Source organism: uncultured Cyclobacterium sp. (assembly GCF_963977555.1).
GTDB lineage: Bacteria > Bacteroidota > Bacteroidia > Cytophagales > Cyclobacteriaceae > Cyclobacterium.
The window spans coordinates 203306-217115 of record NZ_CAXBPD010000005.1 but is presented as its reverse complement, the minus strand read 5'-3'; the positions used below and the strand labels follow the sequence as shown (position 1 = coordinate 217115).

Here is a 13810-nt window from a genome sequence, read left to right as displayed (position 1 = left end):
AATTAGTTAACCTGGTTATAAACCATTGGTTCAAATAATGAACCTTATGAAAAAATCTGATATTTTATCTGACCTATTACTGGATGGATTTATAGACCAAGACGCAAGACCTATGGATTTTAAATTAATAATTTTAAGCTATGTGAAATTTTGGTGGTTGTTTGTGCTATCCATTATTTTGTTTGTGGGTTTGGCTTTAGCTTACTTGTTCTTTTCCACCCCATTGTACAGCGTGTCCAGCTCAATCCTTATCAAGGTAGATGGAGGCTCTGATTTTGCGCAAAATACCGTTTATAGTGAGTTAGAGGCTTACGAATCGAATAAACTAGTAGAAAATGAAATGGAGATCCTTGGCTCCTACAGTTTGATGAGAGATGCCGTGGAGGAGTTGCCATTGGATTATTTTTTCTACACCGAGGATAAGTATTCCCGAATGAGGGAATTGTATGGAGAAGATGTACCTGTATCTGTAAAAACTTTATTAAAAAAGCCAGATGTTGGCCAATATCCTGAAGAGGTTAGAGTTACTGTAAAGTTATTTGACGATCACTTTATTTTGCTTCAGAAAAATGATAGTGAAAAGGTCTACAAGTACGGTGAACTTATTGACAACTGGTATGGAGAGATCAAAATCGATAAAGCAGAATCATACCTAGGCGAAATGCCGGAACTACTACACATTTATTTTAAGAATAAAGATCAGGTAGCGGGAATGTATAGAGGAAGGATCCAAGTGAATCTTTCACAGAGGTTTGCCTCTGTATTCAATATTTCATTGGTAGATGCAGTGCCGAAAAAAGGGGAAGAGATTCTTAATAAGTTAATAGAAGAATACAATCTTCAAGCCGTAAAAGAAAAAAACGTAACTGCCAGCAATACGATTGATTTTATTAATTCCCAGTTAGATACCCTAATGAAGGATTTGAATAATACTGAAAGACGTGTTGAGGAATATAGGAGATTGAATAATATTTCAGATATGGGAACAGAAAATTCCCTCATGGTTCAAGCGAGTAAGGACATTGAAACGCAGCTTTCGGAAATTAAGACGCAGACAGAAGTTTTGAATTATCTAGAAGATTATCTGCAAGATCCGGAAAGTACCGGTATTGAAGTGGCTTCTAACCTCTCCATTATCGATGAGACACTAACAGGTTTGGTAGTTGAATTTAACCGACTTCAAAACGAAAGACAGCGTCTATTAAGGACTGTTCAGCCCAATAACCCAGTTGTGGCAACGATCATTGGACAGCTTGAGTCTTTAAAAAACAATATTGGAACCAATATTGCCAATATTAAAAATGGGCTGAGGATTGAAAGTCAAAATTTAAAAAGTGATCTGGCACAAATTAATGCTAGAATATCTAATGTTCCGGAAATTGAGAGAGGACTTTTAGAGTTAACAAGAGAACAAAACAGAAAGCAAGAACAATATAACTATTTGCAATCCAAAAAGGAGGAATCCAACCTATCTCTAGCCACTACAACTGTATCAAATGCCAGAGTTATAGATAAAGCAGCCTCTAGCGGTTCCCCAGTAAAACCCAATAAAATGGTAATTATGGGGATGGCCTTGATAGTAGGGTTTATCTGTCCGTTTGGATTTATATACATTAAAAATACGCTAAATAGTAAAATTGTACATAAATCTCAAGTTCAGGACATCACGGAAATACCTATTTTGTCAGAAATAAGTAACTATCCAAATGGAGGTGAATTATTAGCTATTTCTGAAAAAAGAAGGACACCTATAGCGGAGCAATTTCGGCTTTTAAGAACCAATTTAAAATTTGTTTCGGAAGGTAAGGATGATAGGGTCCTTATGGTTACATCAAGTATTAGCGGGGAAGGTAAGACCTTCTTTAGCCTTAACCTTGGAGCTAGCTTAAGTATAGCCAAAAAGAAAGTAGTGGTTTTGGAGTTTGACCTTCGCAAGCCTGCCCTTCTTAAGAGTGTAAAAATGAAAACCAATCTAGGGATAGCCGATTTCTTGTCCAATGATGATGTGAAAATCGAAGACATTATCCTCGACTTCAAAAAGGTAGACGGGCTGTATTTAATAGGTTGTGGTAATATCCCCGAGGATCCAGCAGAGCTGACCCTAGGAGACAAGGTTAAGGTGCTTATAGATGAGTTAAAAGAGCAGTTTGATTACATTATCATAGATACCGCCCCTGTAGGTACAGTCACAGATGCTTTTAATCTGGCACCGTACTGTGATCGAACATTGTTTTTGATTCGATACAATTATACCAAAAAGGAAAACCTAATGTTTATGGAGGATATTGATATCAAAAATAAGCTTAGAAATACCTCATTGGTAATGAATGATGCAAAACAAACAAATGGGTATTACGGCTATTCTTATGGTTACTATGGCCAAGATAAAAAGTCGTCAAAAAGCAATGCTTAATTATTTTTAGCCTGTTATTTATATTTTTCCATAACAAATGAATAAACTGTTTTCATCCATTTATCAGTATTTGAAGAAGCACCTTATCAAAGGTAACGCAAGGACCGTTCTTGCGAAAAAAAATATTGTTGGCTCAATTTTTATCAAGGGGGGGAGTATTGCGGTTAGTTTGGTTATGGTACCTTTGACCATCGATTATATAAACCCAACTCGCTATGGTATCTGGTTGGCCTTGAGCTCTATTGTAGGCTGGTTTAGCTTTTTTAATGTTGGGATGACGCATGGTTTGAGAAACAAATTTGCTGAAGCTAGGACCAGGGGAGACAATGAAGCTGCAAGAATGTACATAAGTACTACTTACGCTGTGTTGACAATTGTCTTTTCGGCGGTGTGGCTCGTCTTCTTGATAGTTAACCCATTTTTAGATTGGGTAAATATTTTAAATGCATCCTCAGAGATGAGAATGGAATTGTCCATACTTGCAATCATCATATTTACCTATTTTTGTCTTCAATTCGTATTGAAAATAATTAATACATTGGTTACTGCTGACCAACAGCCAGCCAAGGCGTCATTAATTAATTTTTTCGGCCAGATTATTTCTTTATTGGTCATAGTAGTTTTAGTGAAAACAACAGAAGGCTCACTGATTAATTTAGGAATGGCACTATGTGTTGCACCTGTAGCCGTTTTAATTTTCGCTAATATTTATTTTTTCAAGACGAATTATAAAAATTTAAAACCTTCTATTTCTCATGTTAACTTTTCCCAATCCAAAAACCTTTTTAGTTTGGGGTTGGTATTTTTTGTTATTCAAATAGCGAGTTTGGTCCAATACCAAACCTCAAACATTATTATTGCCCAAAGTTTTGGCCCTTATCAGGTAACTACTTACAATGTAGTTTATAAGTATTTTAACGTTTTGGGTATGGGGTTTGGGATATTTTTGACACCATTTTGGTCAGCTTCTACAGATGCCTTTTTTAAAAATGATATCAGTTGGATAAAAAAGGCAACAATTAAATACTTGCAGATAGGTGTTTTATTTGTGTTAGCAGGAGTTGTCATGTTATTTATATCTGATACTGTTTATACATATTGGTTGAAAGGAAAAGTGGATATTGACTTTACCTTGTCAATATGGGGTTTAGTGTTTTTCTCTTCTTTTATGTTTGCTAGTATTTTTGTGAATTTCCTTAATGGAATTAGTGCCTTAAAAATTCAATTTTGGGCAAGTTTAATAAGTCCGGTGATTTTTGTTGCCTCCGCTTATTTACTTATAGATTATTATGGTATGGGGGTGCATGCACTATTTATTTCCTCCCTTATTGCCAGTTTTAATGGAATAATTATTGCCCCACTCCAATATTACTTCATCATTTATAGGAAAAAGAAAGGGATATGGATCAGGTAGACAGCAATAAGGTTATTGAAAATTCAGATCAATTGCATAACATTGAAAAAAAGAAACGGGTAGTTCATTTACAATACGGCTCGAGTCCTTCTGGGAATTATGTATTGCGGTACCATGAAGCATTTTTGGAACGTGGGCTTGATTCTTTTGTACTATCCTTGACTTCCAATGTTACGGGAGATCCAAAAATCCAGCGTATTGGTAAAAAAGGCATCTTTATTCGAAAACTAAACCAGAGAATTCAGGATTTTTATACCAGAAAAATGGCTAAAAATTCGGGTGGTTTTGCACTATCTCTTTTTGGAAGTGATGTGACCACTCATGAATGGATTCAAAATGCTGACTACATCTACGTTCACTGGATTTTAGGTGGATTTTTAAGTATTGAAGGATTAGAAAAAATCGCTAAACTAAATAAACCAATGATTTTGGTCATGCATGATATGTGGACCATCACCGGAGGTTGTTTTCATAGCTTTGAATGTCAAAAATTTTTGAGTCACTGTGGAAATTGTCCCATGTTCCCAGACGATAAGGAAAAAGACCTCTCTTATAAACAGTTTGAGGAAAAGTTTAAATTTTATCATAAATACGACAATTTGTTTTTCGTAGCACCGAGTAAGTGGTTGTTTAATCTTGCCAATGAAGGTGCTTTGTTAAAAGACAAACCCGTATTTAGAATTCCTAATCCTTTGGATACCAATTTGTTTAAGCCATTCGATAAACAGGTGGCCAAGAAAATTCTAAATATTGATAAGTATCAGCATGTTATTTCCTTTGGTGCCAATAAAATCACTAGTCCTTATAAAGGTTGGAAATACCTTATGGCTGCACTTAAAGATTTAAAAGAAAATCATCCGGATCTTAACATTTGTTTGCTGATTTTCGGTAGTGGTCCAAACAAAGAGATACAGGAATCTATTCCATTCCCTTGTGAATTTATGGGTTTTATTAGGGATGATTATACCACAAACTTGGTATACAATGCATCGGATGTATTTGTCGCCCCATCCCTTGCAGACAATCTTCCCACCACCATTCTTGAAAGTCTTGCATGTGGTACTCCAGTTGTTGGCTTCGACGTTGGAGGTATTCCTGATATGATTGATCACTTGAAAAATGGATATTTAGCGAAATACAAAGATGAAAAAGATCTTTCTATAGGTTTGAAGTATTGTCTATCAAATAAATTGGAAGGATACTTGCTACCTGAATTTCAAAAAAGTGAAATTGTAAACCAGCACCTGGCCTTAATGAAAGAAGCCACCAAGGATTGATCTGTGGAAAAAGTAGAGAAAAATAATGCTTCATTAAAGCGGTTTTTACATTATGACAGGTATGAACTGATAGCTATTAATGTTTTTTGGTTAGGCTTTATTGCCTACATAGCTAGTTCGACGATTCTTTCTACGAAAGAAATGCCATTCATGATATTTCAGCCCCTGCAATTATTGGGACTGGCAGCCATATTTGCTTCAGCAGCCTATCTGCTCAAGCCTGCTTTTGAATCGGAATACTTTAAAATATTCTTCTTTCTATTTGCCTTGTGGGCGATGGTAATATTATTTAGGGGCTTTTCATTCAATAAGGATGATTTAAAACTAATCTTTTTAAACCCATGGTTTGGCGGGATGTTTTATTTCGTGCCATTTTTGGTCTTATTCAGGAAGAGCTTTTTACTTTACAAAAAAACCTTTTCTGCGATTATTATTTTAGGGGTTATTTTTTTATTATTCAGTTTGATGTTCAGAGATATTCTGACCGAAGTGATCCCTGACAATCGAAATCGCAGTGTGGTTGAATACTTTACCAAATCCTTGGGGATAAGTGTTTTGTTTATCCTTTTTACGTTCATGTACCATTCCAAGACCAAAAACCTAATAGCTGTAATTTCAATATTGGTTATGCTGTTACTTGGGGTTATTAGAGCTAGAAGAGGCCTGCTGTTAATGTGTGTGCTTGGATTGTTAATAGCAGGGCTTATTTATTTTCTTAATTCGAAATCCAAAATTCTTTCAGGATCAATAATTATAGGAATGCTCTTTATAGCCATCATAGGAGGTATTTATGTCTTTTTGAATGTTGAAATGGAAGCTTTATATTACCTTCAGGATCGGGGAGTTACGGATACTAGAGGGGGGATAGAACTTTATTTTTATAAAGACATGGAAGGGTTAGATTGGATAGTAGGAAGGGGTATGCAAGGACAATATTATTGTCCTACCATGGGAGAAGGAAATTACAGGGGTACTGTAGAAACGGATTACCTCAATATGATTTTAAAAGGGGGAATGGTAAACTTGGTGCTATTATTGTTAATTATAATTCCTGCCATATTTTTAGGGATTTTTCACTCTAAAAACAATTTGACTAAAGGTTTTGCTTTTTGGATTTTATTCTGGCTAATAAATACCCATCCTTCAACGGTTCAAGTTTTTACCATGAATTATTTTTTGGTATGGTTAGGAGCAGGTGTTTGTTATTCTCCTTTTATACGAGGTATTTCAGAGGAAACAATGGTGGCCTATTTTAAACCTTTTGGTTAATATTGAGGCGTTTAATTGAAAATATTTAATTTTTATTATGAAAAAGATAGCGATAGTTACAAAACCTAATTATTCAAGTCCTAGAATATTGGCAGATTGCCTACAAAGTTCTTTTTCTCAGCTTGAAGGCATTCAGTCTGAGGTTTTTCATAAAATATTTGTATTCAAAAGGCTTTTGAAACATGCTCAGGTGGCTAAAAATTACAATTTTTTCTCCTGGAAGGCTTATCAAATGTTAAATTATATTCAAGATCAGCTCTTTTTGCGAAAACTTAAGGGGTACGATGCAGTTGTAATAGTGGAAACCAGTCCTAAGTGTTACCTCAGTTACACTTACGATTTTGTAAAGCTAAAGAAAAAGCTTAAGGGAATACCTATGATATATCATGGGGTTTATTACTTAGGTAATGCGCCGACTATGATTTCCTATCTAGGAGAGGGTGGTCACCACTTGGAAGATATATTTGATTGGCATTTGTCTGTTTCGGAAGTGACAGAGATAAGAAGTAAGCCTAAGGCACCGTGGAGTCAAATTGGGATAAATTTGCAAAGTACCGGCTTGGTTCCTACTCCAAAAAAAGAATTGCTAGCCATTATAGATTTTTATAGAGAAGGGTATGAAGAGGCTAGAAATGAACAGATAAAGGCCTTAAAAGCCGTAGGAATACCTTACCTTGAATTGTCGGGTAATTATACCATCGATGAAATCAGGGAAGTGTATAAAAAAGCGACGTTTTATTTTTTGCAATTTCCTGAGTCTTTTGGTCTGCCTATTGCTGAGTGCCTGAGTTGTGGTGTATATGTTTTTACTCCTGATACGTCTTGGGCGATGGCTTGGAGGTTAAATGATGACGTTCAGGTGCACGGTCCTGGAGAGCTTGCTGATTGTTTCGTTGTATATGAGGGGCAAGAAGGATTACAGGAAAAACTTCTGCATTATAAATCAAATTATGATTTACAAAATTCGCCAAAGGAAGTTTTTAAAGTTTTCATGGATCATTATTCAGACTATTATACGGGGAATAAGACCGAATTTAATCAGTTCATGAAAAAATTACAAAGCGGTGAGCTTTAAAAAATCTAGAACACATTTATTATTTTTAATCAGTTGATCAATTTATGCCTTTTCCAAAAGTATTAATTCTTAACCAACCATTTAATAATGTTTCCGGCGGTGGGATAACATTGTCAAATTTATTCAAAGGTTGGAAAAAGGATCACCTTGCAGTAGTTTGCTTAGGTCATCTTTTTAATGAAAAAACGCAACTGGATATTTGTGACAAATACTATCAATTGGGGCATAAAGAGCATGTATGGAAGTTTCCACTGAGTTTATTGAAAAGGAAATACCCCTCAGGCACTATAAAAATTGACAAGAAGAAGGAAAATATTCAAACCATAGAGAAATCGCCTCTTCGCGTTACGCTGCTTAATAATTACATCAATCCGACATTAAACTGGATGGGAGTTTTGAACTGGGCTTCGACGATACAACTTTCCCCCGAGCTTAAAGCTTGGCTTGATGAGTACAATCCCGATGTTATTTATGCTCAGGCCCAGAGACGAGAAGCCGTTACTTTTTGTACTCTCGTTCAGCGTTACTTGAAGAAACCAATGGTGTTTCACATGATGGATGATTGGTTAGAGGTATTGCCAGGTTCGGGTCTTATAGGTGGATACTGGCACAATGTGGTAGATAAAGAATTTAGAGAAATGTTGGCTCATTGCGCCCGACATTTTAGTATAAGTGAGCCCATGGCAGTGGCTTATAAAGAGCGGTATGGCTTTACTTTTTCCACCTATCATAATCCCATTGAACTCTCATTTTGGAGCAAAAGTCAACGCCGAACCTATGAGTTAGGAGATAAAGTTCAAATCCTGTATGCAGGGCGAATGGGCCTTGGCATAGAGAGCTCTCTAGAAACAATGGCCAAATGTTTGGAGGATTTGAACAAAGAATTAACTACTCCTATAGAATTGGTACTTCAGGTAGGCAGGAAGCCTGACTGGATTGGAAAATACAATTGCATTGTTCATAGAGGGTTTGTCCCTTATGAAGATTTGCCAAGTCGTTTTGCAGAGGCGGACCTGCTATTTTTGCCTTATGATTTCACGCCATCTGCCAATGCCTTCATAAAATACTCTATGCCTACCAAAGCATCAGAATACATGATTTGTGGTACCCCAATTTTGGTTTTTGCACCTGAGGACACAGCTTTGGTTACTTATGCTCAGGATTATAATTGGGCACAGGTTGTGACAAAAAATGAAGTTAAGGAATTACGAAATGGCTTAATGGAACTGATCAACAATAAAGATTTGCGGAAGAAAATAGCTGAAGCAGCAATAAAATTGGCGGAGGAAAGACATGATGCCAGCAAAGTGAGAAAGCAATTTAAAGATGAGCTATCTGAATTAGTAGCGCTGGACAATAACGTAAAAACAGCTTAAAATGGCAGCCATTTTTTTATATCCAAAAATAGATAAGGTAATAGGATCTCCCAATCCTTATATTTTCAATTTCCAGGAAGCGCTGTCTAAAAAACACCAGGTAGTTAATGCCAAGGCTCCTAATCGTGGAATCCTTAGTTTCTTCACTCATTTCTTTAAGGCTGAAGTATTTATTCTTAATTGGGCAGAAACCATACCAGAGAAAAAGTTTGGTGGCTTTCAGAAATCGCTTTTCAGTGTGTTTTTGGGGATGGCGAAATTGTTTTCAAAAAAGATTGTATGGGTTTTGCATAATAAAGGTTCTCACCACAAGGGTGAAAATGAAGTCACTAGGGACATGTTCAATAAACTGATGAGACATTCAGATTATATCATTACCCATTCTAATGCGGGTAAGGATTTTGTGGCATTGACTTATCCGAACTTTTTAGCGAAAATTCATGTAATTCCACATCCATTTACAGAGAAGTTGAGGGATTACAGTATAGGAGAGAAAAAGTATGATTTCCTTATTTGGGGAAGTATTTTCCCATATAAGGGCATAGATAGTTTTTTGTCCTACTTACAAAGTACACCAGAGCTTAGAGAGGCAAAAGTACTAATAATAGGAAGATGTACGGATCAGGAATATAAAAGTAAAATTCTTTCTATATTGCCTGAAAGTGCTGATTATAAGGATGAATTGCTAAGTCTAGAGGAGATCGCTGTTTATTCTGATCAATCTCGATTTACATTATTTACTTACAAGTCCCAAACCGTAATTAGCTCGGGATCTTTAGTGGATAGCATCCGAATGGGTGCCGTAGTGTTAGGGCCAGATCACGGCGCTTTCAAAGACATGGAGAACCTGGCTTTTATGCACACCTACAAAGATTTTAATGAAATACCCAAGATAATATCCGAATTTGACCCAGCTGATGCGCAAATAGAAGCGGATAGAAATACTTTTATGAAGCAAAACACCTGGTATAATTTTGTAGAGAAAATAGAAAAAATCACAGGTATCTAAACATTATTTAATATATTCTTTAAAGCGATGAAACAAGTAATTCAAAATTTTAAGACTGGAGAGCTTTATGTGGACGAGGTTCCTGTACCAGCAATTTCTGAGGGTATGGTATTGGTTGAAAACGAATATTCACTGATCAGTGCCGGTACTGAAAGAAGTACGGTAAAGGTAGCTCAGGCAAGTCTGATAGGGAAAGCCAAACAAAGACCTGACTTGGTTGCTCAGGTGATTCAAAATATTAGAAAAGAGGGTTTTAAAGCCACAATGGAGAAGGTGAAAACCAAGCTAGATTCATTAAAGGCATTAGGGTATAGCACTTCTGGAAAGGTTATTGCGTCCATGGATAGCAATGGTACTTTTAAACCTGGTGATAGGGTTGCCTGTGCAGGTGCTGATTATGCCTCCCATTCAGAGGTGATTTCTGTACCTCAAAATCTAGTCACAAAAATTCCAGATAATGTAAGCTCTGATGAAGCTGCCTTCACCACTTTGGGTGCAATTGCTCTGCAAGGGGTAAGACAAGCAGATCCGAAATTGGGAGAAAAAGTTTGCGTTATAGGCTTGGGACTTCTTGGCCAAATTACTGTTCAACTTTTAAAAGCCAATGGTTGTGCTGTCTTTGGTATAGACATGTCTGAGAAGCTTATCGCCTTGGCAAAAGAATCTGGTGCTGGGCAATCCATGCATAGAAACGATTCAAATTTGATTGCTGCTTGTCAGAACTTTACAAATGGAAGAGGTTTTGATTCGATTATCATAACTGCAGCAACACCTACAAATGACCCTATCGTACTTTCCACTGAAATTGCCCGTAAGAAAGGATCAATTATCGTAGTAGGTGCTGTGAAGATGGATATTCCCCGGGAGCCTTATTTCTACAAAAATGAGTTGGAATTGAAAATATCATGTTCTTACGGCCCAGGTAGGTATGATGTGGATTATGAGGAATTAGGGAAGGATTATCCATTTGCCTATGTTCGCTGGACGGAGCAAAGAAATATGGAAGCTTTCTTGGATCTTATTGCTGCGAAAGCGATTAACATCAAACCTCTAATAACTCACTTGTTTGATATCGACGAAGCTGAAAAAGCTTACGATATCGTAATGGGAAAAGTTCAGGAGCCACATATCGGCATACTCCTTAAATATCAGGAATCAGCATCCAAGTTTCAATCTATAACAAAGGTTAATAATGAACCTTTAAAGGATATAAATGCTGGATTCATAGGAGCTGGGAGTTTTGCTCAAAGTTACCTGATACCAAATGTCAAATCATGGGGTGGTTCTTTAGATGGAGTAGTTACCTCTAAAGGAATAACCGCTAAAAGCGTTTCAGATAAATTTAAATTCAATTTCTGCTCTTCAGACGCGAAGGATATATTCAATAAAAAGGAAATTAATACCGTTTTTATAGCGACCCCCCATGTGTCTCATGCTCCCTATGTAATAGACAGCCTTAAAGCGGGTAAAAATGTTTTTGTTGAAAAACCTTTGGCTATGAATATGGAACAACTGAAGGAAGTTGTTCAGGCCAAAAAGAAAGCCAATCAGTCATTGATGGTAGGGTTCAACAGGCGCTTTGCCCCAATTTCGGAGGAATTGAAGAAAGAATTTACAAATACGGGAGAGCCACTTGTCATTAATATAAGAGTAAACGCAGGTTTTATTCCTAAGGATCATTGGTCCCAGATTCCAGAAATTGGAGGAGGACGCATTGTAGGGGAAATTTGCCACTTTATTGACCTAATGCAATATTTCACTGATTCAGATCCTGTTAAAGTTTACGCAGAATCGATCAATACTTCAAATGAGCAAATTACTTCAGCTGATAATATGGCAGTAACCATCAAATTCAGTGATGGATCTGTTGGTAACCTTACTTATGTTGGTAATGGTGATAAGTCACTTCCAAAAGAGAATATTGAAGTTTTCTCTGGTGGGAAAGTGGGAATCATTCAGGATTTCAGAGCAGGAACTTTGCATAAAGAAAACAAACCAATCAAGCTAAAATCTAGTGGAAAAGGTCATTTAGAAGAGGTGCATAACTTCTTAAATAATGTAAAAGAAGGTAAGGAAAGTCCAATTTCTTTTGAATCAATTTGCTTGACTACCTTGACTACATTTAAAATTTTGGATAGTCTTTCTACAGGTTTGCCTCAAGAGATTAAACTGGAAGAGGTTTATTCTTAAATTAATAATACAAGCAAAATAGGATAGGCTTGCATTACTAAGCTTATCGCAATTCTATTTTAGACTTAAATCATTTCAAAAAATCAAAGGATGTGTCGCCTATTAGGGGGCGCATCCATAGGTTTTTGAAATTTAAATAAAAGATAAAAGACATTCGCTCGAATTTTGCACTATGGTTTATCGTCGTATTTACTGACTTAACTCAGAAAGTGCTTTGTTACAGAATTGAGTTGAATTAACTTGTTTGGGGTTAAATTTTCTGAATTGGGTCGAACCGCTGGAGGCTAAAAGCTGAACCGAGTTTTCAAACGCCTTTAATTTAATGCGCTTATAAGTAACATAATTGTAGAACGGTTGAATATTTTTTAGAAGAAAATAATAACAAGATCAATGGAATTTATTGTTTATACCAACACAGAATGGGACGGACCACCTCGATCAAGACACCAATTGGCCCATGCACTTGCAAAAAGATTTAAGGTTACCTTTGTGTCATCAAATACCATTGGGATTCCTGGATTAAAAAGCACTCAGGTAAATGATAACTTTGAATTGGTTACACCATCTTTCCCAGCAAGTTTTAGGCTAAGGTATAGGATGCCTGTATTGAATGAGGCTTATCAGGTTTGGTTATTCACGAAACTTAGAAAACAATTTAAGGGCAGGGATGTGATTTTTATTTGCACCGAATTCGGTGGACACCTAGTTGGTCAATATTTTGAGAAATTTATTTACATGGCCAATGATGATTTCATTAACAACGTAAAAGTGCCTGGATGGATGAAAGCTTATGCTACATTTACACAGACACGCTTGATTAAGACGTCTACCTTTTCATTGGCTACGGCAAAGAAATTAGTGGATGACTTTAGTAAGATTAATCCTAAATCTTATGAGTTACCTCTTGGCGCCCCAGAGTTCCCAAAGGTGGATGCCTCCCATTTGACATTGAATAAGCGGGATGGAAAGATAAGGGTGGTTTTGCTTGGCTTTATCGATAAGAAAAAGACGCCTTTAGCCTTGATTAATAAAATATTGGAGATCGATAATGTGGAATTGCATTTGATTGGGCCAATTAAGGATGATTTCCTTGATCACTTGCCTTTGTCTAGCAAGGTGATCGCTCACGGGATTATGGCTGGAGATCCTTTAAGTCTCAAGTTGTTAGAAATGGATGTCGCCATTGCTCCCTATTATATGGACGATCCTAATACGGGAAGAACGCCAAATAAAATGTGGCAATACCTGGCAACAGGTAGACCTGCAGTAATAACAAATTTACCGAATGTGAGGCATTGGGAATTCCCTGAAGGAACGGTATATAAAGCCAATAATGACAAGGAGTTTGTGTCTTTTGTGAAAAAGGCATTTGGCGACAACAATGAAGGGTTGATTAAGGAAAGAATCGCAATTGCTGCAAATAATTCTTGGAGTAAAAGGGTGGATCAACTTTTAGGGTATATAGAGAAGTATTATTAATAATTTGTAGAAAGTAGCGCTTAAATGTGGTATGGACGTGAGGGGGTAGTTACTAGGCTGAGTGGTTTGTCCATTTCCAGCATCAATTGGTATAAAGTTTCAATTGTGATAAACCTATTTTCCTCCTTGTACCACTTTTGTGCTAAGGTTGAAGGTTTTCTAAACCCTATTTATCGATTTGTCTCCACTGATTCAATTGGGATGAATTCATGATTAAGGTTGAATTGTACTTCAAAAAAAAATATCCATACAGAAGCACTGGTTTTAGAACAATGCCAATTGAAATAAATATATAAATGCCATCAAAC

The 13810-nt window shown here is 36.5% G+C and carries 9 protein-coding genes; all 9 read left to right on the top strand.

Annotated elements, in window-relative coordinates; all coding sequences use genetic code 11:
- Positions 1 to 46: 46 nt before the first annotated feature.
- The 9 genes from AAC073_RS08115 (at position 47) to AAC073_RS08075 (ending at position 13502) form a co-directional block, all read left to right on the top strand.
- Complete coding sequence (locus tag AAC073_RS08115) at positions 47 to 2413, top strand: polysaccharide biosynthesis tyrosine autokinase (RefSeq protein WP_339923354.1); 2367 nt, start codon at positions 47 to 49, stop codon at positions 2411 to 2413.
- Between the two features lie 37 nt (positions 2414 to 2450).
- The gene (locus tag AAC073_RS08110) at positions 2451 to 3827 is read left to right on the top strand and encodes an MATE family efflux transporter (protein ID WP_339923353.1); all 1377 of its coding nucleotides are present in this window, start codon (positions 2451 to 2453) and stop codon (positions 3825 to 3827) included.
- Positions 3815 to 5104, top strand: a complete 1290-nt coding sequence (locus tag AAC073_RS08105) for a glycosyltransferase (RefSeq protein WP_339923352.1) — start codon at positions 3815 to 3817, stop codon at positions 5102 to 5104. Before AAC073_RS08110 ends, AAC073_RS08105 begins: the two co-directional genes overlap by 13 nt.
- A gap of 3 nt (positions 5105 to 5107) precedes the next feature.
- The gene (locus AAC073_RS08100) at positions 5108 to 6373 is read left to right on the top strand and encodes a hypothetical protein (protein WP_339923351.1); all 1266 of its coding nucleotides are present in this window, start codon (positions 5108 to 5110) and stop codon (positions 6371 to 6373) included.
- Between the two features lie 37 nt (positions 6374 to 6410).
- The gene (locus tag AAC073_RS08095; protein ID WP_339923350.1) at positions 6411 to 7448 is read left to right on the top strand and encodes a hypothetical protein; all 1038 of its coding nucleotides are present in this window, start codon (positions 6411 to 6413) and stop codon (positions 7446 to 7448) included.
- 44 nt (positions 7449 to 7492) lie between these two features.
- Positions 7493 to 8824 carry a glycosyltransferase gene (locus tag AAC073_RS08090; RefSeq protein ID WP_339923349.1) on the top strand — a complete coding sequence of 444 codons (1332 nt, stop codon included), beginning with the start codon at positions 7493 to 7495 and terminating at the stop codon, positions 8822 to 8824.
- A 1-nt stretch (position 8825) separates the two neighbouring features.
- Positions 8826 to 9833, top strand: coding sequence for a hypothetical protein (locus AAC073_RS08085; RefSeq protein WP_339923348.1), 1008 nt, complete (start codon positions 8826 to 8828; stop codon positions 9831 to 9833).
- Between the two features lie 27 nt (positions 9834 to 9860).
- Positions 9861 to 12023 carry a bi-domain-containing oxidoreductase gene (locus AAC073_RS08080; protein WP_339923347.1) on the top strand — a complete coding sequence of 721 codons (2163 nt, stop codon included), beginning with the start codon at positions 9861 to 9863 and terminating at the stop codon, positions 12021 to 12023.
- A 390-nt stretch (positions 12024 to 12413) separates the two neighbouring features.
- Complete coding sequence (locus AAC073_RS08075) at positions 12414 to 13502, top strand: glycosyltransferase (RefSeq protein ID WP_339923346.1); 1089 nt, start codon at positions 12414 to 12416, stop codon at positions 13500 to 13502.
- Positions 13503 to 13810 lie beyond the last annotated feature (308 nt).

Bases quoted from the DNA above. Each gene is read 5' to 3' on its own strand.
- AAC073_RS08095 (WP_339923350.1), top strand. From the start codon at position 6,411: ATGAAAAAGATAGCGATAGTTACAAAACCTAATTATTCAAGTCCTAGA.
- AAC073_RS08090 (WP_339923349.1), top strand. From the start codon at position 7,493: ATGCCTTTTCCAAAAGTATTAATTCTTAACCAACCATTTAATAATGTT.
- AAC073_RS08080 (WP_339923347.1), top strand. From the start codon at position 9,861: ATGAAACAAGTAATTCAAAATTTTAAGACTGGAGAGCTTTATGTGGAC.
- AAC073_RS08105 (WP_339923352.1), top strand. From the start codon at position 3,815: ATGGATCAGGTAGACAGCAATAAGGTTATTGAAAATTCAGATCAATTG.
- AAC073_RS08115 (WP_339923354.1), top strand. From the start codon at position 47: ATGAAAAAATCTGATATTTTATCTGACCTATTACTGGATGGATTTATA.
- AAC073_RS08110 (WP_339923353.1), top strand. From the start codon at position 2,451: ATGAATAAACTGTTTTCATCCATTTATCAGTATTTGAAGAAGCACCTT.
- AAC073_RS08075 (WP_339923346.1), top strand. From the start codon at position 12,414: ATGGAATTTATTGTTTATACCAACACAGAATGGGACGGACCACCTCGA.
- AAC073_RS08085 (WP_339923348.1), top strand. From the start codon at position 8,826: ATGGCAGCCATTTTTTTATATCCAAAAATAGATAAGGTAATAGGATCT.